At 55.1% G+C, this 22,030-nt stretch carries 24 protein-coding genes and 1 tRNA gene; 4 read left to right on the top strand and 21 right to left on the bottom strand.

From position 1 onward, the window contains the following. Window positions 1–3: 3 nt before the first annotated feature. Both NQ519_RS05070 and NQ519_RS05065 read left to right on the top strand, forming a co-directional pair. Window positions 4–879, top strand: a complete 876-nt coding sequence (locus NQ519_RS05070; protein ID WP_019152246.1) for a glycosyltransferase family 2 protein — start codon at window positions 4–6, stop codon at window positions 877–879. Between the two features lie 8 nt (window positions 880–887). Then, window positions 888–1,850 carry a stealth family protein gene (locus NQ519_RS05065; RefSeq protein ID WP_019152247.1) on the top strand — a complete coding sequence of 321 codons (963 nt, stop codon included), beginning with the start codon at window positions 888–890 and terminating at the stop codon, window positions 1,848–1,850. Window positions 1,851–1,873: 23 nt separating this feature from the next. On the opposite strand, the gene NQ519_RS05060 is transcribed toward NQ519_RS05065, so the two are convergent. Further along, on the bottom strand, window positions 1,874–2,707 hold the full coding sequence (locus tag NQ519_RS05060; protein WP_019152248.1) for a glycosyltransferase family 2 protein: 834 nt from the start codon (window positions 2,705–2,707) through the stop codon (window positions 1,874–1,876). 911 nt (window positions 2,708–3,618) lie between these two features. Beyond that, window positions 3,619–4,356 carry an RsiV family protein gene (locus NQ519_RS05055; RefSeq protein ID WP_019152249.1) on the bottom strand — a complete coding sequence of 246 codons (738 nt, stop codon included), beginning with the start codon at window positions 4,354–4,356 and terminating at the stop codon, window positions 3,619–3,621. Between the two features lie 133 nt (window positions 4,357–4,489). On the opposite strand from NQ519_RS05055, the gene NQ519_RS05050 reads away from it, so the two are divergent. Both NQ519_RS05050 and NQ519_RS05045 read left to right on the top strand, forming a co-directional pair. Further along, window positions 4,490–4,561, top strand: a tRNA-Glu gene (locus NQ519_RS05050). A 145-nt stretch (window positions 4,562–4,706) separates the two neighbouring features. Then, window positions 4,707–5,888: a tyrosine-type recombinase/integrase gene (locus tag NQ519_RS05045; protein ID WP_019152250.1), complete on the top strand. Its 1,182-nt coding sequence runs from the start codon at window positions 4,707–4,709 to the stop codon at window positions 5,886–5,888. Window positions 5,889–5,955: 67 nt separating this feature from the next. Here NQ519_RS05045 and NQ519_RS05040 read toward each other — a convergent pair whose 3' ends face one another. The 19 genes from NQ519_RS05040 to NQ519_RS04950 all read right to left on the bottom strand — a co-directional run bounded on the left by NQ519_RS05040 (window position 5,956) and on the right by NQ519_RS04950 (window position 22,028). After that, window positions 5,956–6,429, bottom strand: coding sequence for a hypothetical protein (locus NQ519_RS05040; protein ID WP_019152251.1), 474 nt, complete (start codon window positions 6,427–6,429; stop codon window positions 5,956–5,958). Then, window positions 6,426–7,106, bottom strand: a complete 681-nt coding sequence (locus NQ519_RS05035) for a DUF6549 family protein (RefSeq protein ID WP_019152252.1) — start codon at window positions 7,104–7,106, stop codon at window positions 6,426–6,428. Before NQ519_RS05035 ends, NQ519_RS05040 begins: the two co-directional genes overlap by 4 nt. Next, entirely contained in the window at window positions 7,103–7,411 is a 309-nt protein-coding gene (locus tag NQ519_RS05030; protein ID WP_019152253.1) for a Thoeris anti-defense Tad2 family protein, read from the bottom strand. The genes NQ519_RS05035 and NQ519_RS05030 overlap by 4 nt, the downstream gene beginning before the upstream one ends. A 17-nt stretch (window positions 7,412–7,428) precedes the next feature. After that, window positions 7,429–7,968 carry a glycoside hydrolase family 73 protein gene (locus tag NQ519_RS05025; RefSeq protein WP_019152254.1) on the bottom strand — a complete coding sequence of 180 codons (540 nt, stop codon included), beginning with the start codon at window positions 7,966–7,968 and terminating at the stop codon, window positions 7,429–7,431. A gap of 14 nt (window positions 7,969–7,982) precedes the next feature. Next, the gene (locus NQ519_RS05020; RefSeq protein WP_083871183.1) at window positions 7,983–8,495 is read right to left on the bottom strand and encodes a phage holin family protein; all 513 of its coding nucleotides are present in this window, start codon (window positions 8,493–8,495) and stop codon (window positions 7,983–7,985) included. A gap of 75 nt (window positions 8,496–8,570) precedes the next feature. After that, window positions 8,571–8,837 (bottom strand): hypothetical protein, encoded by a 267-nt coding sequence (locus NQ519_RS05015; protein WP_019152256.1) that lies wholly within the window; start codon window positions 8,835–8,837, stop codon window positions 8,571–8,573. 32 nt (window positions 8,838–8,869) lie between these two features. Beyond that, a complete protein-coding gene (locus NQ519_RS05010) occupies window positions 8,870–10,096 on the bottom strand; it encodes a hyaluronate lyase N-terminal domain-containing protein (RefSeq protein WP_227901016.1) in 1,227 nt (408 codons plus the stop codon). A 34-nt stretch (window positions 10,097–10,130) separates the two neighbouring features. Further along, window positions 10,131–10,817, bottom strand: coding sequence for a hypothetical protein (locus NQ519_RS05005; protein ID WP_019152258.1), 687 nt, complete (start codon window positions 10,815–10,817; stop codon window positions 10,131–10,133). 57 nt (window positions 10,818–10,874) lie between these two features. Further along, on the bottom strand, window positions 10,875–12,011 hold the full coding sequence (locus NQ519_RS05000; RefSeq protein WP_019152259.1) for a hypothetical protein: 1,137 nt from the start codon (window positions 12,009–12,011) through the stop codon (window positions 10,875–10,877). Window positions 12,012–12,059: 48 nt separating this feature from the next. After that, entirely contained in the window at window positions 12,060–13,850 is a 1,791-nt protein-coding gene (locus tag NQ519_RS04995) for a hypothetical protein (RefSeq protein ID WP_019152260.1), read from the bottom strand. 2 nt (window positions 13,851–13,852) lie between these two features. Beyond that, window positions 13,853–17,725, bottom strand: a complete 3,873-nt coding sequence (locus NQ519_RS04990; protein WP_019152261.1) for a phage tail tape measure protein — start codon at window positions 17,723–17,725, stop codon at window positions 13,853–13,855. Beyond that, a complete protein-coding gene (locus NQ519_RS04985; RefSeq protein ID WP_019152262.1) occupies window positions 17,725–18,102 on the bottom strand; it encodes a hypothetical protein in 378 nt (125 codons plus the stop codon). Before NQ519_RS04985 ends, NQ519_RS04990 begins: the two co-directional genes overlap by 1 nt. Before the next feature lie 120 nt (window positions 18,103–18,222). Beyond that, complete coding sequence (locus NQ519_RS04980; protein WP_019152263.1) at window positions 18,223–18,435, bottom strand: hypothetical protein; 213 nt, start codon at window positions 18,433–18,435, stop codon at window positions 18,223–18,225. Next, window positions 18,432–18,716, bottom strand: coding sequence for a hypothetical protein (locus tag NQ519_RS04975; RefSeq protein ID WP_019152264.1), 285 nt, complete (start codon window positions 18,714–18,716; stop codon window positions 18,432–18,434). The genes NQ519_RS04980 and NQ519_RS04975 overlap by 4 nt, the downstream gene beginning before the upstream one ends. Window positions 18,717–19,007: 291 nt before the next feature. Next, window positions 19,008–19,298 (bottom strand): helix-turn-helix domain-containing protein, encoded by a 291-nt coding sequence (locus tag NQ519_RS04970; protein ID WP_019152265.1) that lies wholly within the window; start codon window positions 19,296–19,298, stop codon window positions 19,008–19,010. Beyond that, entirely contained in the window at window positions 19,295–19,651 is a 357-nt protein-coding gene (locus NQ519_RS04965; protein ID WP_019152266.1) for a type II toxin-antitoxin system RelE/ParE family toxin, read from the bottom strand. The genes NQ519_RS04970 and NQ519_RS04965 overlap by 4 nt, the downstream gene beginning before the upstream one ends. Before the next feature lie 100 nt (window positions 19,652–19,751). Then, entirely contained in the window at window positions 19,752–20,210 is a 459-nt protein-coding gene (locus NQ519_RS04960) for a hypothetical protein (protein ID WP_019152267.1), read from the bottom strand. Further along, entirely contained in the window at window positions 20,185–21,069 is an 885-nt protein-coding gene (locus NQ519_RS04955) for a hypothetical protein (RefSeq protein WP_019152268.1), read from the bottom strand. The genes NQ519_RS04960 and NQ519_RS04955 overlap by 26 nt, the downstream gene beginning before the upstream one ends. Next, window positions 21,066–22,028: a DUF6712 family protein gene (locus NQ519_RS04950; RefSeq protein WP_019152269.1), complete on the bottom strand. Its 963-nt coding sequence runs from the start codon at window positions 22,026–22,028 to the stop codon at window positions 21,066–21,068. The genes NQ519_RS04955 and NQ519_RS04950 overlap by 4 nt, the downstream gene beginning before the upstream one ends. Window positions 22,029–22,030: the final 2 nt, after the last annotated feature.

The raw sequence follows: 22,030 nt of genomic DNA, 5'->3' as shown, positions 1-22,030 counted from the left end.
CCGATGGAACCGAAAGTAAGCGTTATCATTCCGGTCTACAACGTCGAGCCGTTCCTGGCCCGATGCTTGGACAGCGTGGTGGGACAGACCCTGCGCGACATCGAGATCATCTGTGTCGATGACGGAAGTCCCGACCGCTCGATCGACATTCTGAACCGCTATGCGGCCGAAGATGCGCGCATCCGCGTGATCTCGCAGGAGAACCGCGGGTTGGGCGGCGCCCGCAACCGCGGTTTCGATGCCGCGACGGGGGAGTTCGTCCTCTATGTCGATTCCGACGACTGGATCGACCCGGCCTACTGCGAACGGCTCTACGAGGCGGCCCGGGAGACGGGGGCCGACGTGGCGTGCGCCTCGATGCTGAAGATACGCCCCTCGTATTCGAAATGGACGATCCGCTATACCGAACGGCAGGTGGTGGCCGACGTGCAGGAGAAGTTCCGCGTTTGCCGCTGTCCGCCCGACTTCTACGTGATGAACAAACTCCTGCGCCGGGAAATGCTGCTGCGGCTGGGACTGCGTTTCCGCGAGCGGGTCTGCTACGAGGATGTCGAATACACGATGCGCGTGCTGTGCGAGGGCGGGGATGTGGTGACGGTGCCCGACGTGGTCTACCGCTACGTGGTGAATGCGACCTCGATCACCAAGAGCCGCCAGACCCCGAAAAAACAGCAGGACAAATACCTGGCCCATAAGGCATTCGGCGATTATATGGCGGCGCACGGGCTGCATCTCGACGCGCGGTTCCGGCGCATCACCCGCCGCACGTACGACCGTTGGGGCATCACGTGGCTGAAAATCAAGGAGTGCGGCGACCGGCAGACCTTCCGGCTGTTCGACCTGATTCCGGTCTGGCGGAGACGCGCCGCCGACAAATGAGTACGACTATGGAGATTGATCTGGTATACCTCTGGGTCGACGGCAACGATCCGGTGTGGCTGGCGAAGAAGAACGCTTACCTGCCTGCCGACAGACGGGTGGACCCCGAAGCGGCTGGGGAGTGCCGTTTCGTCGAGAACGATGAACTGCGCTATTCGCTGCGCTCGGCCGAGCGATATGCGCCGTGGATTCGCCGCATCTACATCCTGACCGACGACCAGACGCCCGCATGGCTCGACACGTCGAATCCGCGTGTGCGGGTGGTTTCGCACCGTGAGATCATGCCCGCCGAAATCCTTCCCGTCTTCAATTCCTGTACGATCGAATTGTTCCTGCCCCGGATTCCCGGTTTGGCCGAACATTTTCTCTATGCCAACGACGATATGTTTTTCAGCCGTCCCGTCGATCCCGGTTTTTTCTTCGGCGAAGGAGGACGCCCCGTCGTGCGGCTCAAGAAGCAGTCGCTGAAACGGCACGACGACGATATTTACTGCCACACGATCCTGCGTATGCAGGAGCTGGTGCGGGCCCGCTGCGGCCGTTGTTCCGGGCTGGCGCCCCATCATAACGTCGATGCCTGCCGCCGCAGCGATTTCCTCGCCGCTCTCGAAGCGTTCCGCGGCGAACTGGCCCCCACGGAGGGCCATCGTTTCCGTTCGCGCGACGACTGGCAGCGTTCGCTGGTGCTTTATTACGCCCTTGCCCGCGGGGAGGCCTCGCTGCGCGAGGTTACGCGGTATAACAAATCGGAAAACGCCCTGCAGCGGTTTCGCGCTCTCCTGGGCGTCGGCTGCGGGAGCGATTCGCGCTGTATTCCCGCCTATACGCCGGACCTGGAGGCCGTGATGGAGAAGTATGATCCGTCGCTGTTCTGTCTGAATGACGACGCCCGGATGACGGACGAAGACCGCCTCCGGGTACGGCAATTCCTCGGGAAGCGATTCCCCGAAAAATCATCGTTTGAAAAATAGTTTGCAGAGGAAGTGCCTGTCGATCAGCCCCCGACGACGGCGGCAGACCCCCCCCCGAGATAGGATATTTTCGGGGTAAGGTGCCGGTCGAGGCCCTTTTCGCAGCGGGTGCGGTGCTCGCGGATGCTTTCCAGATAGCGCAGTTCGTTGATGGCGCAGTTTGCCCGTGAGGCTTTGTCGTGATGGAGGTGGAAGACGACGCCCTGGAATTTCATGCGACGCTGCTGTACGCCGCTGTTGTTCAGACGCAGCCCCAGTTCCGTATCTTCGTATCCCCAGCCCTCGAATGCCTCGTCGAATCCGTTGACGCGGATCAGGTCCCGGCGCCACAACCCCAGATTGCAGCTTCTGGGGGCCTGCGAGGGGGCGATCATGCGGTAGACGATGGCCATGACGGGCACGCGCATGACGTTGTTGCTGTTGCGCACGCCTTTGGTCAGCGCCGACAGTGAGGTGATCTCTCCGCTGAGGACCTTTTGGGTCAGCATTTCGGTGATGATGCCGCGGGAGCCCGAAACATAACACCCCTCCCGGGCGAAGAGGATATGGTCCTGAATGAAATTGCGTTGCAGGATCAGGTCGCCATCGACATGGATAACATAGTCGCCGGAGCTGGCGGCGATGGCCTTGTTGCGGATGGCTGCGACGCGGAATCCGCGGTCCTCGTGCCAGATGTGGTGCACGGGAACCGGCGAGATGTTCTGAAAATGCCTCACGACATCGCGGGTGCTGATACCCGATCCGTCGTCCGCAACCAATATCTCGGAGGGCATGACGGTCTGCTGCATCACGCTGTCGAGACACAGATAGAGCGCACGCGGCCAGTTGTAAGTGGTAATGATCAACGAAACAGTCATCGTACTGTAAAACTATTGGTTAGGTTAGGAGTTCGAGGATAGGCAATAGCGAATGTGCAAAATCTCTGCCGGGGTTTTGCTGGAAATCGTGTATGCAACAGAGGCTGTCGGAATCATTCGGCAAAAATAGCAATTTTATCTGTTACGAGCAGTACATAACAATTATATTCTCTAAATGCGGTATTTCCGAAATACTGCACGCTTTCCGCCGGAAAATCTTACGGATCGTCGCCCGGTCGACTGTTCGTGTTGATTGACAGTTACTTGCGTTTTGCCGAGGTGTAGTGATATTAAAAAATATCAATAAATTCGAAAAATTTTTTAATAAAACTTGCAAGGTATCTTTTTTCGGCTTATCTTTGCAGCGAAGTTTTAAGGTTCATTTAGGTTAGTAGTTTTAGGTTGGTGAGGAAACTGTGGAAGAGGAACTCCGGTTCTGATTCCGGGTTTCCTTTTTTTGTCTTTGCCTTTCGTTGTCCGCATGTTTTGTCCGGTGCGGTTTTCTTTTTCAGAGTTTTTCAGTTTTACCCGAAGTTTACCCGGAGTGAAGTGGCTCATGTTGAATTGCTTGCGGGAATAGCGCCTTAATCGGGTAAGCGGTTTTCGGGAGCACGCTATGTTACCAAATTGTTAAATATATTTAAGATATTCGTAAAATATTTGCATAATTGAAAAATGCCCCTTATCTTTGCAGTGAAGTTTTAAGGTTCATTTAGGTTAGTAGTTTTAGGTTGGTTGAGGAAATCGGCAGGTTGTAGCGGAACGATCCGTTGCTAAGACCTGGGAACGGTACTCGTTCGATGGGTCGAATACCTCCGATTGAACCTCATTTTCGGAGGGGGTGGTTCCCCGCCGAAAAAGAAGGTCCTAGTCGTGAGACTCGGACCTTTTTTCTTTTCCGGCCGGCGCCTTCAGAGCCCGGCCAGCTCTTCGCGGGTCACCTCCACCTCGACGCTCCCGAGCGCATAGCACCCGATTTCATACGGATTGTAACAGAAAACGATGCTTTCGGGCGTGACGAGGAAATTCTCCGTCGGGGCGATGTATTCGGGGCAGAACCCGGCGGCAACGAGCCCTTCGTCGTCCCGAACGTCGTATTGTTCGTAGAGTTTCCGGCGGATCAGCCGGCCGAGGCTCTCCAGCTGCGCTTCGGTGAAGAGATCGGCCAGGGTGATTTCGTAGCCTCCGTCGAGCGAGTAGACGTAGTTCTCGCGGCTGTACATGCCGTGCGCACCGCCGGTGTAACTCGACTGCGTGATGGTGTAGACGACCAGGGTGTCCACGACGGCGCCTTCGGATTCGGCGGAGATTTCGTATTCCGCATTGCCGGAGCCTGTCGGCAGGCTGTCGGCGAGGTAGATGTCGGCGAACTGACCGATGGCGGCGGCAGCGGCCTCCCGCACCGTGCCGGAGAAGGCTTCCAGATCGAAGAAATAGCCGATGTTCGCCTGCTCGATCGCCGTGAGGGCGGGGGATTTCCCAGCGTTGAGGATCGACGCGAATCGGTATTCGATCTTGCAGGCGATTCCGTTGCGGCTGACGAGCGTGTCGGTGGCCGCGATGCCGAAGCGGGGTTGTACGGGGCGTTTCGTGCAGGAACCGGCGGCAAGGAGCGCGGCGGCGAGAAGCAGGGAGATGCGGGTTTTCATGGCTGAAAGTCTTTTAGCTGTTATAAAGATAATTAAAAAGTGGGTTTGGAGGGCTTTTTGCGAAAAAAATCACAGTTTTCGGCGGAAAATTTTGGAGATTCGAAAGAAGGCGTTATCTTTGCACCACAAAACCGGTGGATTCATCTAAGGGTTAGGATACATGCCTCTCACGCATGACATAGGGGTTCGAATCCCCTATCCACTACTGAGATTCTCGCAAGTTATTGACAATCAATATATTGCGAGAATTTTCGTAAATATGCCGGGACAGAAACGGGACATAGTTTCTTCTTCTTGGCGGGCTGATTTTCAATGATATACATTTTTACTTCGGTGAAAATGTAAAAAAAATGTTGTCAGTTGAAACTGCGCGAAATTCCGCGCTAAACGAAATTCTTTCTTTCACTTATCCGAAACTACACACCGGCTCCTGCTGGTTCATTTCCTTTTATGCGTTCGACCCGGCGAAGGGTGAAATGCGGCGCAAACGGATCAAGATAAATTCGGTGGGGAATGCCTCACAGCGCCGGCGGTATGCTGCGCAAGTTTGTCATCGTCTTTCTGCGAAACTCGAAACGGGGTGGAATCCGTGGGTGGAGGCAGAGGCGGATTATACCTATAAACTATTTTCGGATGTATTGGTGCACTACCGAAATTACCTCCGGAAGTTACAGGATGACGGTGTTCTCCGAAAATCGACCGTACATGGCTATAATTGTTCGGCGGGTATCATGGAACGCTGGAATGCGCAACAAGCATCGCCCATTCGTTATGTCTATCAGTTCGACCGTTCGTTTTGTGTGCGCTTTCTGGATTACGTCTATGTCGAACGGGGCAATTCGCCGACCACGCGCAACAACAATCTGGCCTTTCTGCGGGAGTTCTCGTCGTTTCTGGTTCAGCATTTGTATCTGAAGAGCAAACCAACGGAGGGGCTGAAGAGCATCGGGAAGGGTACGGGCACAAAGAACCGAACGGTCATCGCGCCGGCGGATATGCAACGTCTCCATGACTGGCTCGACGCACACAACCGGCCGTTCCTGCTGGTCTGCTATTTTCTACATTATATGCTTATCCGTCCGAAGGAGATATGTCGTCTTCGCTTGCAGGACATTAATGTCGCTAAACAAACGGTCTATATTGACGGCCAGATTTCGAAAAATAAAAAATCGGGGGTGGTTACGCTTCCGACGCCGATTCTGGAAATGCTCGTCGATTTGGATTTTTTCAATGCTCCGACTTCGTATTATATTTTCTCTACCGGGTTCCGGCCGGGGCCTAAGTTGTGCAGCGAACGGAGTTATCGCCACTATTGGAATAACGAAATTGTTCCGGCGTTGAAATTCCCGAAGGAATACAAGTTCTATTCGCTGAAGGATTCGGGTATCACGGATATGCTTCGGTCGGGGCTTGACCCTCTTTCCGTTAAGGAGCAGGCGCGGCACTCGTCGCTTCAGATTACGGATGCCTATACACCACGGGATGTTTTGAACGCTAATCCACGCCTTCAGAGTTACAAAGGTATCTTATAAGTGGAGAAGAGGGCGGTCAACACCGTCCTCTTCTCTTTTTGGGGTCTCAATCGGTTGAGATTTGCTGTTATGCGAAATATTTGTTTTTGAGAGCAATTAGTTTGTCCCAATACGTGACTATCAGTCCGTCCATGTGGTAGTGGTATTCCCCTTTGTAGTTGGGTATTCCTCCGAGCCGATTTGCCGACCTCTCGGTATAAAAATGGTAGTAGTTAGCCGCGCGGCAGAAAAGGCAATGCAGGCCGCTCGGAATGGCGAATACGGGCAGCCACAGCCATCCCCACCGTTTCGATTGTCTGACATGGCCGAACTCGTGATCGTATACGGGTTCTCGGGCTATGTTCTTGGGAGAGATAAAAACATAGCGTCCCATCGTCATTCCTCCCCGGACGTGCTTCGTTGCGTAGAACACCGCCCCGCCTTGCTTGGTGATCTTCACGCGGTCGAAGCAGAATGCCAAGTACACAAGGCCGATTAGGTTCTGCGGGAGCTGCCATAGGTAGAGCAACACCGCCCATACGATTCTCAGAAATTCTTTCATCGTGTTTTCTTGGTAAATTGGATGTATTCAGTATAAACGATCTGTGTGTGCGGGTTCGACGACACGACCTCCTGCCGGATTGCTTTCGTGCCCCAGCGGATAAATAGGAATCGCCGCGGAACCCGGTGTACGATTTGCCGGAGGGTGTCGATGCTTGTAACGTGGCAGCTCACCGAATCGGTCCGGATTATGCCGTCTACGCTCACATGCCGATCCGCCCATCTGAAAATCTTCGCTTCGGGGACTTTCGGCAGTCCGGAGAATTCCCGATCGAGGGCGGCCTTTACCGAATCGGCAGCCCTTCGCACCCCTGCGCCATATTTCTCCCACGCTGTCGGCTGCGGACCTGCGGGTTCCAGGGGCGCCGTGATCTGCACTTCGGTCCGCGTGGCCGTCGTGGCCGCCGCCTCCAGCCGCCGGACCTTGATCCGCAGCTCCCGGACTTGCGCGGTCAGTTGTGCGTTGTAGCGTTCCATCTCCGACGCCCTGAGTTCGAGCACCTGCCGGGATGCGGCGTGTTTTCCGCTCTCGGTTCGATAGAACTCCACGCTGTCGGTCAAGACCTCGTTGTTGGACTGGACGCGCCTGCGCTCGGCCCGTTCGCCCCGCAGGCGGACCGTTTGCAACCATAACAACCCGCCTATCACGAGCAGGGTGATAATCAGAATGCGTTTCATAGTACCTGCCAGTCGTCAGCGAAAATATCCTCCCATGTGGGGATGTAGGACGTTGCATGGGATTTCGAGCAGTCGTCGTTTACTTCGATGATCAGCACCTGGTCGTGATACGATATGCTGCCGTCCCCTATTGTTCCGATAACAGCTTTCGCACGATCCGGTAAACTGGTCATGCGGGGAACGACTTCCGCTGGTACTGTCTGCGGAATCTGTTTGACGATGAACTTACCAGCCCATGCAGGGCTTGAATAACGGCTGAACGCCTCTCCCTCGTTAAGCCGATCGATGATTTCGGAGAATTTCATACGTTTTGATATTTAAGTTAGAGTAAACCTTCTGTCTTTGCGATCCGCGCCACGTTGTCGATCACCGAGGCCATCACTTCGGCATAGTCCGGCGCCGTGGCGTACTTCGCACCCGTCCCGTCCATCAGCCGGCGGGCAAACTCTTTCGGATCATCGCGGTAGGGCCACGCATCGGCATAGCCCGGTTTGCGGAGCAGTTCCAGGTGATTGTCGAGACATTCATCCAGCGACGCGAAATTTCGGAAATACCGGTAGACGCGGTATTTGTATTTTCCGGGGGCCACTTGCTCGACCGATACGACCCGTTCCGGGGCCTTGAACTTCACATTCGGGGTCTTGAAATATTCGGTCGTCAGTTCCAGCGACACCGGGCCGGTCCAGCTGCTGCCCTTCGTGATCCCGAAGATGTTGTTGCCGACGCCCTTTATCTTCCATCCGGTTTCGAGGGCTGCCTGCGCCGTCACGAAAAGCGGATGCACTCCGCCGGAGCGATACAGCCGGGCCGCCGCGGGGTAAATCTTCCGGACAAATTCGATCTGTTCTTTTTTCGTTGCCATTTTTTTCGGTTATATTATAAAGCCTCGTTCGTTCCGTCCAAATACTTTTTGGCCTCTTCGACCGGGACCTGCATTTTACGGGCGACTTCTCCGGCGAGCACTTCACGGAATATTCGTAGAAACCGCATTTTCGGGTTTACGATCAGGGCCGATCCTCCCATCGACCAGAGTTCGACCAGACAGATCAGGGTGCATACCGTCACCACCGCGATATGGCTTTCCACACCTGCCATTCGCTCGATCAGAATAAATCCGACGATCACCGAAGCATACAGGGCGAGCTTCGATAACATTCCATGCCGTCCGAGTTCGGAGAGCGCGAAATGTCCGCGTTTGATTTGGGCCGCAATGCCCCAGGCCGTATCGAGGGCTACACATACGATCACGGCATTGATAGCCGTCTCGTATCCGGCGAAGAAATTCGCCACGAAGACGCACATGGCGACGCACCATCCTTGAATCGTTTGGAATATCTCTGCCAGTTTGCACCCCATGTTCAGGACTGTTTCTGTAAATTTTCCGGTCATAATTGTCGTTTTGTGTTTCGTGCGCCCCGGGCGCCGGTCAGAGCCCCCGGGGCAATAGAGTTTAATGTTTTGGTATTAAACTAATTCCGCCTCGATGTTTCCGGAGGCGGGGACTGGCCCGAACCAACATTCGCCGTTGTTGCTGGCTTCGATATAGAACCGCTCACCTACATAGTTTGCTAACTCTTCGCCCAGCTCGCTGGATACTTGGGCGAACGAAACTCGAACCTTCAGATCGTCACCCACAGTATACCAGCCTGAACAGATAGATATGAGTTCGAATGTAAGCTCTATACCTTCGCCAGCTTCAACTCCGCAGGCGTGCACGTCGATGATGACCACGCGCTCGTCCGGAACCGCCGGTTCGTCATCGGCTACTGTCCCCCCCCCGATGATTTTACATACATTCCGGGGAATGTCAGAGCGTAGTTCATGGAGGGATTCAGGTTGTTGACCTGCGCCATCAAGTTGCATCCGGTAATATCGCCAGTAGAGCCGGATTCCCTTATCCATGATGTTATGATGAGCCTGACGCGTCCGATATTGGTCCCCGTAGCTATCGACTGAATCATGTACTCGAAAACCGGTTGCCCGGCTGCTGTCGGCTTGAATATGGCAATGGGTACTCTCGCTACATTGGACAATGTATTCCCGGAAACACTGACAATGTCGGCCTCAATCATAAACCGGGCTTTGGATGTGAACATTTGGGCCGCGGGTATCGCCTTGTCGAAATTTATCGTCACCCCGGTTCCCGATGCAAGTTGCAGGACCGCGCCGGTGTCGGAGTATACGAGTTCATACCCGGGAATGGGGCCGTCGAACGGCAGACTGCTGCCGGATGAACCGCCAGTTTCTTCCCAGTAGGCATCGGAACCGTCTCCGTAGAATGTTACATTGAAAGTCTTTACACTCCCGGAGTTGAGTTTCATTGTGACAGAGGCCATTCCGACATCGTCTCGGTAGTATTTGGCGAACCCGAATCCTACCCCCTTATATTCTGCGGGCACTTCGGGCGAGTTTTCTCTTATCACGAAGGCTTGAATGTCGGAAACATTGGAGGATATTAAATTCCAGAATGAAGTGGTGAGGGACTTGACACTTCCCAGCAAACCGTTCACTCCACCGCCGGATTCCACCCATTGGATGCTCCCTCCTGCGCCCGTCGTCCTTCCGGAATACGCCTTGCCGGATTGTGTGTCTATTACGGAATACACTATCTGATTTTCAGCGCCTCCGGAAACCCATCTCTCCCACGCCTGAGCAGTACCCACAAACAGTCCGGAGGACTCGTTCGGAGAGTTGTCTCCGACGTCAACACGGATCGGCACGATGTCGCCCGGTTTCTCGAATACAGTCGTATCCGGGAAATCCGCGAAATCGGTAATCTCCAAAGCCCCGGACAATCGTTCGGCGGAATCACCTCCGCTTCCGGCATATCCGAGACTGTTCCATGCCGTCGCGCCGTCCCCGAACTTGAACTTCCGGGTGTCGCTCTCGATGCCGATCTCCCCGGCGAGTAATACGGGGTTCGCGGCGCTCCATTGCGCCGCGGTCCTGTATTGGGGCAGGAACTTTCCTTTTAATATTTTCGTTGCCATAGATGTCAGTCGTTATCGTTCAGAATCATGTCTCCTACTCTTGTGCCGTGAGTACTACTTCGTCATCATCGTTGACGCCCCATCCGACACAGCGGTATGCGGCCGACGCCTCGTCCCAGCGGTATGTCCGGTCATTTGCCGTGTCGATGTAGAGTATTCCGGCATATCCGGTTTCCGGAAACATCTCCCGGGAGCCGAAGTGGACCGGTTCCGCCCGAGATCCCGTATCTGTGTTTCCTATCCACCAGTTCCCGTTCTCTCCGATGTGGGGCGTGCTGCCGTCTTTGCCGCGGTATACCGTGCCGATGAATGCTTCGATCTCTGCCGACGTTTTCACGTCGTCGCTGGGTCCGTTCCAGAGCCAAATCCCGGGACAGGAGGGGATGCAGATATTCCTCGCGGCGTTGTTCCAAAACGCACCGGGCGAGCTGATCCATAATTTCTGACAGAGCCATCCGCTGCCGAGGAAACATTTGGACAGGGGGACATATACGCAGAGCCGGTTGTCGTCGAGTTTTTCACAATGATCGTATATGCCGTTTTTGCGGGATACCTTGAACCGGACGCCGTTGTCGGCGAAGAATTCGATTTCGAAATCTACGCTGTCTTCGGGAACGGGAGCCGGGACCTGATTCCCGTTGTCATCGGATTCTTGAAACTGTTCGATGAATGAAAAATCGGTTTGGTTGTTGAGTCGTATCTTTGCGGCTTTCGTTTCCATGTGCAGGTCGTTTGAGGTAAAATTAGACGGTCGGCGTCGGTCTTGAAAGGACAAATATTATCGTCCCTCGGGGAAAAATTCTCCGGGTGTGATCTGCGGCTCGGGGAGTTCCTCCCGATCGTAAAAACGCCGCTCGTTGCGTTCCGCAAGGTGGTATTTGAAGGTGTAAGCATTCAGTTCGCGTGCCGTGTGCTCGGCTTTGTATTCATCTACGATGATCCGATGCCATTCGCCGTCGCGGCAGACCCAGCGGTCGCGGCTTTTGATGAAATCCTGGTATTGTGCGGCCATGCGTTCCGAATCGATATAGCCGGTGGAAGTCTCCCAGTAGGAGGTATAGTTGTTGGTCAGTTCCTTTTCGACCTCGGAGTTGGTGAAGGTCTCGGCATCTCCCTCCGGTTTGAGAATGGTCCTTCCTTGCATCATCAGCGTGTCGAAGCCTCCCATGCCGTTCACGAACCCGAAGCATTGATCGTCCATACGGGCCTTGCGCAGGAGATAGCGCTGTCCGATCGGGTGGTTGGGCTTGTCGATTAAAGTCGTGACCCCATCCGATATTTGGGCCTTTTGGCTGGTTCCGAAAACATCGTAGGCGATGGGAACGAGGTCCTTTTCCTTGCAGAACTCCTGCCAGCAGGCGCTGAAGCTCGTGTCGATCTGATTGTATGTGTAGGAACCGGGGGTCTCCGAAATCTGTTTGGTGAATGTACGGCCGTCGGCGGTATAAAGCGTGGTGTGAAGTTCCATTGTCTGGTAGGGGTACGTCCTGACAAATGCCAGCCATTGCGGTTGCAGGGGCGTCGTTTCGATGATCTGCGGCTGGTGCGTCAGAAAGTTCCGGGCGAAGAAGTCGATGATTTCAGACGCCGTGTCGAAGGGTTTCGATACTCCTCCCGGCATTAAGTAGCTGCCCAATCTTATGCTTTCGCCTGCTTTGTTAGCTCTCCACGCCACCTGCGGGAGGTTTTTGGAGGTCGTGCACGGACCGGCCAGCGGAGGGACAAGCCGAACCAGCTGGCGGACGTGGATGATGACCTCCCCGTTCGCATCCGGGTGTAGTTCGACATTATCGACTATCACGTTGTCGTCTATGAAATACGATATGCGCATCGGACTCTCGACTTCGGAGAAAACGAGATTGCTGGCATTCTCCGTAAAGGAGATCGCATAGTGACCGCGAATTGTGAATCCCATGTTTTTTTCGTCAAATGTATGGTTTCAGAAGTCGGGATGAAAGGACATTTACACCTCTACGAACTCGGCATTGGCGAATGCTACCGTCGCTCTGTCTGAGAGCGTGATTTCCATGGTCTTGATGAGAAAGAGCCGGTTGTAAAGCATGATCTTGCGCCAGAGTTTGAGTTGCGCGATGTCGGCGGGAGAAAGTACCACATCGGCCTTTACGGAGTCTTTCTTCTTTACCTGCCATTGCGCAAATGTCTCGTGGAATTTGGCATAGAGCCCGTTGGTGCCTCCGATGGCGATGGAATAACGTGTGTTCGCCATCTCGGAGCCTCCGTCGATGTAGGGCTCGGGGCGCGTGAAATAGTTTCCCTGATCGAAGAAGTTGTTTTCGATCAGTAACCCGATGTATACGTCCGAAGGGCGGTTTCCGCCGACGGTGGGGATATCGACGACGGGTGCCATGGCGCGGAGCGTCACTTGTGCGTTCGTAGATCCGGTATAGATAAGCGTTGCGACATTTGCCGGGATGCAAGGGGTACAGATGAAGCCGATGTTGTTTTCGTAGTTTTGGCCGTCGCCGCCTCCTTCAGACAACTCGACCTTGTTGACATTGGCTTGGAATACGATGTCAATGAGTGGTATCGAGGTTTCTGTCTTGTTGAAAATAACTCCTCCCGTCACGCCCGAAGGGCGGCTCCAGTACAAGTAGGCTTTTACGGCCTTTCCCGAATAGACGTTCCCGGAGAATGTCACACGAACATCGACGTAGTTGTCCGAAGTCCGGAATTTGGAGATCAGTTCCTCGTAGTTGGATGCGGAATAGATGCTTTGTGCGAGTTCTTCGCCGAAATCTTCCTCTTTGGCAGGGTCGTAGCTCTGCTCGCCGTTGGCGTATTCCAGGGAGTAGCTTCCGGTCTCTCCGGCAACGATGGCATAGACGTCCGATACTTTCTGCGTCCAGTCGATAAATGTCTTGTCTTGGAGTATCGAACTGTTGGTACGCACGCTGTAGCGTCCTTTCTCGGGGAATATGGTCGCGCAGAACATTTTGAGGATGTTGATGACGAATTCCGTCTTTGTCATCTCGGGCAGGGCCTCCGCGGCATTGAATCCGTCTCCGATATATGGATTGTTCCAGCTGGGTGTTGTATAGGGGATACCGTATCGGTCATTTTGCCACGCTTCGGGCTTGTAGGTTCCGAGTATGGCCATACGATCGAGATAGTCCTGGACTTGGGATGGGAAGATCAGCCTGGGGTGGATCTTCTCCAACAGATAGGCTGCCTTGATTGCCGGAATGATATAGGGGGTGTTGGTGTAGAGGTAGTTGGCGTATTTGTCGATCGAAGAGCATTCCGCCTCTCCTGCGGCCGTGGGATATTCGATCTTTGCGCTGTTGGCCTTGCGGACGATCATCGGGAGTCCGATATCTGGATAATCTCCTTTGCGGGCGTTCTGCACGAATGTTGACATTGCCATGCCTGAGTAGTCCCGGCACGCTATTTCGTGGATATTCCCGGAAAATGCTTCTGTCGCATCGGCACCTACGAATGTGTATTTGAGCGTTTGGTCGGAGAACTCGTCGAACTGGAGCTCCCCGGAGAATAACTCGAACCCCTCGAAGATGATGGCGGCGGGAATCTTCTGCACGGCGGGCGGAATCATCATGACATTGACGAATCGGAATTCCGCTTTGTTTGTCGGCGAGAGCGGGAACTCGATGCCCGTTGAGACGGCCACAGGCATGCGGTCGTCTGCGAAGAGGGGATTTTCGAGGGTGAGCGTTATCTCCTGCCCGGGTGTGATGTCGAGCGTGCGTCCGGATTCGAGACTTTTGATCAGTAACATGTCTATTTGAGTTTTCCGCGGTTCATCATACGTTCGTATTCGCGCTGCTTCTCGATCAGCCCGGCCTTGCCCATCAGGGATACATCGGCGCGGATGGGCTCGTCGAGGCGTTCGGTCAGCCGGACCACCGCCGTGTAGAGCAGCCTGACGAGTGCCGGATCAGAACCTTCGGATGCGGTGGAAGCCGTCGGACTTGCATTGATCGTGTCGATTGCTTGTCCCGGGGAAATGGCTCCGCCTGCGGCCCTGCCGGGAATGTTGTAGAGAGCCGGGAGCACTTCGCCGAAATTGAAGTCCGCAAGGTTTCCCTGCCGCCGCACGGTTTCGAAGAGTCCGATGATCGGCCGGGCCGTGGGGTTCTTCATGGCATCGTTGGGGATGACGTACTCGAGTCCGTCCTCCCCGGTGATGACCGTGGGCCGCTCGACATATCCCCGCTTGTCGGGTTCTACGGATGCCTGGAATTTTCGGCCGTCTTGAGTGCGTGCGACGAGCAGGCCGCCCTCTGCGGCTCCGGCGATGGGCGTTGCGGCGATCATGGCGATCTGCGCGGCACCCATGGCAGCGGCGATTGCTGCCAGACCGAGGCGGGGAAGAGCTTCGGCCACGGCCCGCGCCGTTGCGATCGTGGCTTGAGCGAGATTTTGGGCCTTCTGGCGTTTGGCCTGCTTGATTTCCAGTTCCTCCTGTTTCTTGTCATACTCCTTGTCCATGCGCTCGGTCTCGGCGTCGTATTGTTCCTGAGTCATCAGCCCGGCATCGAGCCTGTTCTCCATGGATTTTTTGCGTTCGTCCTGGTTCTTTTTGAACTTCTTGAGCGAGGCATTCTCCTTGGCCGTCATCATTTTGTCGTAGCCTGAATAGAGAGACATCGCCATCTCGGCAGCCTCTGCGGCGGCCATTAAGCCCATTCTCAGTTCATCGGTTCCGCCCTGGCCGTTGGATATGTTTTCGAAGAACCGATCCCAATCGTCCTGCGAAAACCCCAAGATGTCGCCCTGCTTGGTCGCGAACGAATATCCCAGATCCTTTACGGCGTTCTTCGCCGCGGCGAGTTTGACAGTGATAGTATCGATCATCTCCTGGAGATGCTGTTTTTCCTCGTCGCTCAGCAGTTCAGAATCGAGGTCTATCGATTTGAGGAGACCTTCGGCCGTAGGAATGTCGATCTGTCCTTCGGAGAAAAGCGTCTGGATTTTTGACAGCATTCCGGAGTAGTATTCGGTGTCGAAGGCTTTCAGCTCTTCGATCAGCTGTTTCTTGATCTTTTTGCGCTGTGCGGCGGTGAGGGTCTCCAAGGATAGCTCCTCGTTATGCTGGGTTACCATCAGGGCCCGCTCCTGCTTGTAGCGGTTCTCCTCGGTTTTCAGGGCATCGAGGGCCTGCTTGAGTTTTATCTCCGTGAGTTTGCGTGCATGGCTTCGGGCGAGTTGCTCGAGCATGGCCGTGTTTCCGGCGTACTTTTTCTGCTGCTGGGCATAGAGCGCCTCCTCCTTCTCGACGGGATCGGTGATGCTGTCGATGCGTTGTTTCTCGATCTCTTCGAGGTCTTTTTGTTCCTGTTTCTTTTGTTGCAGGAGCAGGGTGGTGAGCTGCTCCTCGACTTTGAGGCGCTCCTTGCCTTTCAGTTCTCCGGAATTGAGACGCCTGTTCAGGGAATCGATGTTGAGTTGCAGGAGCTGGTCGTTGTACTCCTTTTCGGTGGCGATCTTCCCGTCGAGGAATCTCTTTCGGAGCGCAATGCGCTCGGCGATCTCCTTTTCGTCGAGCCCTTTGTAGGCCGCTGCGGCCGCGGCTTGCTGCGCCTGCTTTTCCTGACGCGCCTTTTCCTCTTCTTCGCGCTGCTTCTTTTCCTCTTCCGCGGCGGCTTTCTCAACCTCGCGCCGCTCGTTCTGGGCCGAGATCATCTCCTCCAATTCCTGACCGTTCAGGCGTTTGAGCTGTGCCAGGGCGCCCTGTCGGATTTCTTGGGCATGGGCGATAGTTCGCTGGAGTGCTGTTACTTCTTCGGAATTCAGATCGCGTATGCGCCCAATATCACCGCCGAGCGAACCTCCTGTATAAGTAGTTCCTCTTTCGATTTGCGATTGAGCGTTCTCAATAATCCGTTGTTGCTTCTCCACCTCTTTTTCGAGGTCCTTGATCGAATCGGCATAGACGTATCTCAGACGGGCACGTTCGGATTCGAGAAACCGGTTGATTTTTTCCGTGTTGACCTCTATGGCGTTACCGTATTCATCGACAGCGCTGATTGCCCCGGGGTAGGCATCGGCGAGTTCTTTGGTGACGGTTTTGAGCCGCTCGTGTTCGTCGGCATTCAGTTCGGTTTTGCTGCGGAGCGTTTCGTACTCTGAAACCAGCGGAGGGATGGTGCTTTCCAGCGTGGCCACCCTGTCGAGCTGCTGGTCGAACTGGTCTATGAGGGATTCGCTGGGCCCGATCAGTTTGGTGACGCCTTCGATCAGCCCGGTGATCCCGTCGATTACGGCCTTTATGAATCCCCTGCTGTTGTAGAAGGAGAGCATCAGCCCCTCCCATGCGCTCTGCAAGAGTTTTACGGAACCTTCGACAGTGTTCAGCCGCTCTTCCTGTATGCGTTTGAGTTCCCCGCCGACATCTTGCAGGCTGTCGCGGAGTTCTCCCATCGAGCCGGCACCCCGCAGGAGCGTGTTGAATGCCGCCACGCTGCGCTTGTCGGTCAGTTCGAGGGTCTTGGCCAGGTCGATGCCTTTGGCGTCGAGCCGCTGGAGCCCGTCGATCAGGTCCGGCAGGGAGCGTATGGGCTGGCCGAGTTCCTTGGCGAGTTTCCCGTTCGCATCGGCGAGGTTGAGCAGGATGTTGCGGGTCGCCGTCGCGGCGCTCGAAGCATCGAAGCCGCTGTTTGCAAGGGTTCCGAGCAGGGCGATGGTATCCTTGACATCGAACCGGAACGTTTTGGCCACCGGCCCGACGATCGACATGGCGGTTTGCAGGTACTCGAACGAGAGGGCGGACTTGTTGCACCCTACGGCCATCGTCGCCAGTACGTCATCCGTCTCGGATACATCCTTGCCGAAGGCCCGGAGCGTTGCGCCGGCCAGCGCCGCGGCTTCCGGGAGTTCCGCTCCGACGGCCGTGGCGAACTGCAACACGGGTTTCGTCATCTGCAATATCTGCGGCTGGTTGAAGCCCAGCTTGGCCAGTTCGGTTTGCAGGTTCGTGACCTGGGATGCGGTGTATTCGGTCGTCCGTCCGAGTTCCAACGCCGATTTGGTGAGCCCCGTCATCTGGGAGACATGGACGCCGAGGATCGTCGAGAGGTTCACGTTCGCCTGCTCGAACTCCCGGATTTTGTTGATCCCGCCGGTGAAGAGACTGAAGATGCCCTTGAGGACGTTGTAGTAGACGAACAGTTTTCCGACGGCAGCCTCTATTTTCCCGAATCCCAGTTTGTCGAACACGCCCTGTATTCCCCGAGAGACGCCGGTCAGCTCGTGCAGTCGGTTCTTTGTAGTTTGCAGCTCGGCGTTCAGCTTTTTCCACCTGGCATCCCGCGGGTCCATCTGGCTCAGTTCCCGGGAAAGGTTCCTTACATGCTTGCGGAGTTCCCCGATGGTCATCGTATTGACGTTCATCTGCCGGGTCAGCGTGTCGAGCCGCTGCTTTGCCTTGTCGGCGGATGCGGTCTGGCTGTCCAGCCGCTTTTTGAGATTGTCGTACTGGACGGTGTTCTGTTTGCCCTGGCGCTCCAACTCCGCCATCTCGGCGCGCGTCTTCCTGATGCTCTCCTGCCAGTCGTTGAAGGCGTCTTCGGCCTCCTTGATCTTTTTGCGGCCGTCGTCGCCGTTTACGATGATATTCAGCCGGAGGTCTTCCTCTCTGATTTTCGAAGCCATTACTGCGGGTTTTGTTCGTTAAACTGTACTTTGATACGCTGGGCCACTTCGTCGGTGAAACCGTACAGGAGTTTGTATTCGATGTTGGCGAGGGTGTATTCGATGAACCGGTTGTGTATCTTGCGGTTCTGGCGAACCGTCCGGCGGCCCCGTCGCAGGGCCTTCATGTCGAGGAACCGCTCGTAGATTTTATGCGTGAAGGCCAGCTTGCCGGAGAACTCGTCGCCGGAGGATACGTCGATCCTTCGTTGTGCGAAAAGGTTCCCGGAATGCGCATTCGTTTTTTCGCGGATGGCGTTGCCCTGATAATACAGCAGGCGGTCCCCCTGCTTGGCGAGGACCTCCCGGACGAAGTGTTGTTCGACGAGTGACGGCATGACGGTTGTTTTGATGCAAATGTAGCCGGCCGTGCCCGCGGCGGAAAGGACAGAACAGGGCACGAAAAAGCCCCGCGGGGAGCGGGGCCGATACATAGAGGTCGGGATCGTGTCCGGGGATCACGAGGGGAGTTTTCCCGATGGATTCAGGTAGATCGCCTGTGTGAAACTCTCCTGCTGCGTCCGGGAGGAGTTGTCTTGCAAGATGTATCCCAGGTTTTCGCGCGTGAGTTTGCGGATCATTTCGCTCTGGCTGGTGACCGTGTCGATCAGGCGGCTGAAAACTTCGAACTCGTCGCCGGTCATGCTTACAGTTTTCTCGTCGATCTTCATAGCCTGCCCTCCCTGGTTGAGTTGTCGTGTGTGAAGTTCTGGAACTGTCGCATTGTCTCACATCCGATCATCCGCTGTATGTCGAACAGCATGGCCTGCATCAGACCTTCGATCCGGTTGTACTCGTCCGGACGGTTCGGTTCCTGCTGCCGGTTGTGTTGTTTTCGGATAATCTTTGCGGCGAGGCGGATGTCCGCCATTGCGCGGTAGACGCTGCTGTGCGCCTGGATCAGCGCCGGATCGACGAGCACCCGGCGATCCGTTGGGGTGGTGTTTTTCATGTTTGGTTTAGACATTAAACAATTAAACAAAAGTGGTTCGCCTTTCCCGCTGTCTAACACCAAACTGGCTTGCCGGGGCATTAACCATCCGGCACGGGGGTACGAAACCACTATAACTACAAGCATAAAAAATGCCCGCACGTTCGACGGACATCATCCGCCAGTTTGAATGTTAGACATCACAAATATAGGAAACTTTTGTGAAGATGCAAAAAAAGAGCGACTTTTTGTCGCTCTGTGGGTTAATTACCATCGAAAAGTTCGGTTTCGTCTTGTCAATCACGTTGATTGCTATAATCGGACTTCAATATTCAATTTCCCGCCTAATCCGCGCTCTACAATATCGAACAGCGTTTTGAGAGTGATGTTCCCGCCATCGTTTTCAACTTTGGAAATAAACGTGCGCTTTTTGTCGATTCGGTCGGCCAGTTGCGCCTGAGTCATTTCTTTCTGTTCCCGTGCCGTTCGGATTTTCAGACCGATCCGCAATGCGTCGAGATCGCGTTCGATACGGTCGCGTTCCGGCGTGCCTATTTCGCCGTAATATTTCGTCTTGATCTGGTCTAAAGTTTTCGTTTTCATTTTTTTGTCTCCTTTCTTTTTTCGTCGTAGTATTCCGACATGATTTTTTCGGCTTTTTTGATCTCTCCCGGTGGGGTTTTCTGTGTCTTCTTCTGGAAGCCGCACAATAATACTACCATTTTGTTGCCATCGAAAAAGCAGAAAATACGGAATATGTCGCTTCCGAGTTGTACCCGTATCTCAAATAACCCATTAGTGCCTTCGATATATTTCAAATATGTAACGGGAACTCGCTCGATCTGCTCGATGATGTCGAGTACCTTGATGATTTTGTCCCGCACCTTCTGCGATTGTTTTTCGAAGAACTCTTCGAAATAATCTTTATAGGTAACGACTTCCCTTGCTTTTTTCATATTACAAAGGTAATTTATAAATTACATTTGTGCAAATATTCCGCCGGAAAAACAAAAAACGCCCCGAAAAATCGGGGCGGATGTGAAAATGCGGGAGAGTCTACCGGATCGTTATGGTCGCGCACCACCCGTTCCAGCCTCCGAAGACGTTGTATTCGGGCGTCACGACGACCTGTTCGATTTGCATTCCCGCCAGATAGGGACATGCCCCGTTGTCGGATTCGCGTATCGCCCTGCGAAATGCTTCGAGTGTCTCTGTCATCAGGGCGTGTAGCCGCAGATATTCGTCTGTATCCACGATTTTACCGGAGACCATCCCGGCGCCTTTCGAGAGTATCCAGACGATGACGGCGTTCTCCTCGTGGTGAACGTCCACATTCTCCATGTCGATCTTCGCCCCCGGGAGCGTCATGATCATCTGTGCTTCCGTTATGGCGGCGTTCCCGAGAATCTTGGTCGCCGAACTTTCGTCTACGACGGCATTTGCCTCCCGGATTCCGGGAATCCGGAGTGCGGCGAGGAACCGGATGAGTTTAGCGTTTTTTGCGAGCAGCAGCATCGTTTCGTTTTTTGTAGTGATACAATAGGGAAAGAATTTCGACCAACCCCTGCCGGTCGGCCTCTTCGATACTTCCGAAGATTCGTTTCTCGGCCAGATCGTAGAGCAGGGTGATCCATCCGAGCGATTCCCCGTCTTCGGGTGTTTCGGAGCTGAACAGTTCGGCGAAGGAGATCTCCTGACTGCCGATGATGAAGCGCCCGGTCTGCATGTACCTCACGCATGCGGAGAACCAGAGCAGCATGAGCTGTTTCTGCCATGGCTTGAAGCGGTGGCAGAGGCCGGCGTACCGGTCGAGCGTATCGGGCGAGTAGGGGACGACGCGGCGGCCGGAGGGCTGGAGCGGCCCGGCCGGCCGGTAGAGACATGCGAGCATCCGGTCGAGATGGTGCTCGTCGTTGGTTTGCAGATAGAGCTGCATTTCGTCCGATGCCCCGCGGAACTCTGCGAACGAAATATCCAGCAGGGCCTCTGCCGGGCCGAAGAGCCTTCGCCAGCCGATGCGCACCGAAGGCCAGAAGTTGCGCACGGAGTCGAACCGGATCTGATAACCGTCGGATGTTTTTTCCAGAATGCCGCCGAGAAGTTGATCGCAGAGGAGAGCGACCTGTTCGGCCCGTCGTTCGCGCTGCGCCGGCGTCTCGGGATGCCATGCTGTTCGGATCGCACTCCGGAGTGTCCGGCGGATTCCGCACAGTTTGTACAGAACCCTCACCCGGAACTCGTCGATGGACATAAGCCCCGCGCGATGTTTCGCCAGGCATTGCATGATGTGAACGACCTGACGGCCGGTCATCTCGTCGTATGTCGCCGGGATGTCGATCCTGATACCCCGGCCGGGAATTTCGAGCGTGTTCATCCGGCAGTGAAGTATTTGTTTCGGGGATCGTTCTCTGGCAGCGGGTCGTATCGGGCTGCGACGTTGCGCCGCTTGGTCACGGCCTTTTGGAGTTCGGTGAGGGCGTCCGTGGTTTCCTCTTCGAGCGTGCGCAGCAGGTATCGGGTCGTTGCGATGTCGGCCGGTTCATTCGCTTTTCCACCCTGGAAGGATGCCGAGAATCGGCGCACGACGGCATCCGGAAGAATCTGTACCGACATCCGCTTTACGGCGGTCTGCACGGCATAGAGCGGTATGCACTTCTTTGCGGCTGCGGCGATCTCCTCGAGGTTGTCCTCAGCAGTATCCCCTGCGAGAATCTTCCGGAAGTTTTCCTCCCCGACGACCCGCACGATTTTTCGCTCCTGGCATTCGACCATAAAGGGAACGAGCAGATAGAACGTGTGGTAGGAGTTCTCGATCGGGAATACCTCCTGAAACTCGTCCAGCGAACGCACGAGGGACGCCTCGAGCCGTTTGAGCACCGGAGCCTGCCGCCATTCCGGGATGTCGTTCTCCTCGAAGAGGCGGTACATGGCATCCAGCAGCCGGTGGTAACGGTCGAGCAGGGCGCGGTCGTCCATTTCGATCTGCCAGCGCCACGGGATGGACTCGTTTTCCTTGTCGAGTTTCACTTTGCGCCCCTCGTCCTCATGTCCTACGGTGTTCTGCTGGTAGAAGCGGTAGACGGCCAGCGCTGCGACCGGAAGGCGGACCGCACGGGTTATCCGGGCTTCGAGATCGGAGCCGGAGGTTTCGAAAGCCGGAGAGTTGTAGTAGGTTTCGGTCCGTGTGAAGAGTTCGTTGCCGATCATGCGGTGGATGTCCGCCTCTGCCAGCGCGATCTCCGTGGCGATTACGGAGTAACGGTTTGTCTGGTAATAAATGCCCAGCAATTCCTGAAGTTCGGCCGGACCGTCGTTGTCTTTGTTGAAAAGCATGG

Source organism: Alistipes senegalensis JC50 (genome assembly GCF_025145645.1).
Classification (GTDB): domain Bacteria; phylum Bacteroidota; class Bacteroidia; order Bacteroidales; family Rikenellaceae; genus Alistipes; species Alistipes senegalensis.
Note: the sequence above shows the minus strand (reverse complement) of the source record. Positions and strands in the feature narration are given on the sequence as shown.

Bases quoted from the DNA above. Each gene is read 5' to 3' on its own strand.
- NQ519_RS04965 (WP_019152266.1), bottom strand. From the start codon at position 19,651: ATGAAAAAAGCAAGGGAAGTCGTTACCTATAAAGATTATTTCGAAGAG.
- NQ519_RS04975 (WP_019152264.1), bottom strand. From the start codon at position 18,716: ATGAAAAACACCACCCCAACGGATCGCCGGGTGCTCGTCGATCCGGCG.
- NQ519_RS05065 (WP_019152247.1), top strand. From the start codon at position 888: ATGGAGATTGATCTGGTATACCTCTGGGTCGACGGCAACGATCCGGTG.
- NQ519_RS04990 (WP_019152261.1), bottom strand. From the start codon at position 17,725: ATGGCTTCGAAAATCAGAGAGGAAGACCTCCGGCTGAATATCATCGTA.
- NQ519_RS05040 (WP_019152251.1), bottom strand. From the start codon at position 6,429: ATGAAAGAATTTCTGAGAATCGTATGGGCGGTGTTGCTCTACCTATGG.
- NQ519_RS05025 (WP_019152254.1), bottom strand. From the start codon at position 7,968: ATGGCAACGAAAAAAGAACAGATCGAATTTGTCCGGAAGATTTACCCC.
- NQ519_RS05035 (WP_019152252.1), bottom strand. From the start codon at position 7,106: ATGAAACGCATTCTGATTATCACCCTGCTCGTGATAGGCGGGTTGTTA.
- NQ519_RS05005 (WP_019152258.1), bottom strand. From the start codon at position 10,817: ATGGAAACGAAAGCCGCAAAGATACGACTCAACAACCAAACCGATTTT.
- NQ519_RS05055 (WP_019152249.1), bottom strand. From the start codon at position 4,356: ATGAAAACCCGCATCTCCCTGCTTCTCGCCGCCGCGCTCCTTGCCGCC.
- NQ519_RS04955 (WP_019152268.1), bottom strand. From the start codon at position 21,069: ATGAACACGCTCGAAATTCCCGGCCGGGGTATCAGGATCGACATCCCG.
- NQ519_RS05030 (WP_019152253.1), bottom strand. From the start codon at position 7,411: ATGAAATTCTCCGAAATCATCGATCGGCTTAACGAGGGAGAGGCGTTC.
- NQ519_RS05070 (WP_019152246.1), top strand. From the start codon at position 4: ATGGAACCGAAAGTAAGCGTTATCATTCCGGTCTACAACGTCGAGCCG.
- NQ519_RS04985 (WP_019152262.1), bottom strand. From the start codon at position 18,102: ATGCCGTCACTCGTCGAACAACACTTCGTCCGGGAGGTCCTCGCCAAG.
- NQ519_RS05045 (WP_019152250.1), top strand. From the start codon at position 4,707: ATGTTGTCAGTTGAAACTGCGCGAAATTCCGCGCTAAACGAAATTCTT.
- NQ519_RS05020 (WP_083871183.1), bottom strand. From the start codon at position 8,495: ATGACCGGAAAATTTACAGAAACAGTCCTGAACATGGGGTGCAAACTG.
- NQ519_RS04995 (WP_019152260.1), bottom strand. From the start codon at position 13,850: ATGTTACTGATCAAAAGTCTCGAATCCGGACGCACGCTCGACATCACA.
- NQ519_RS04970 (WP_019152265.1), bottom strand. From the start codon at position 19,298: ATGAAAACGAAAACTTTAGACCAGATCAAGACGAAATATTACGGCGAA.
- NQ519_RS05060 (WP_019152248.1), bottom strand. From the start codon at position 2,707: ATGACTGTTTCGTTGATCATTACCACTTACAACTGGCCGCGTGCGCTC.
- NQ519_RS04980 (WP_019152263.1), bottom strand. From the start codon at position 18,435: ATGAAGATCGACGAGAAAACTGTAAGCATGACCGGCGACGAGTTCGAA.
- NQ519_RS05010 (WP_227901016.1), bottom strand. From the start codon at position 10,096: ATGGCAACGAAAATATTAAAAGGAAAGTTCCTGCCCCAATACAGGACC.
- NQ519_RS05000 (WP_019152259.1), bottom strand. From the start codon at position 12,011: ATGGGATTCACAATTCGCGGTCACTATGCGATCTCCTTTACGGAGAAT.
- NQ519_RS04960 (WP_019152267.1), bottom strand. From the start codon at position 20,210: ATGCTGCTGCTCGCAAAAAACGCTAAACTCATCCGGTTCCTCGCCGCA.
- NQ519_RS04950 (WP_019152269.1), bottom strand. From the start codon at position 22,028: ATGCTTTTCAACAAAGACAACGACGGTCCGGCCGAACTTCAGGAATTG.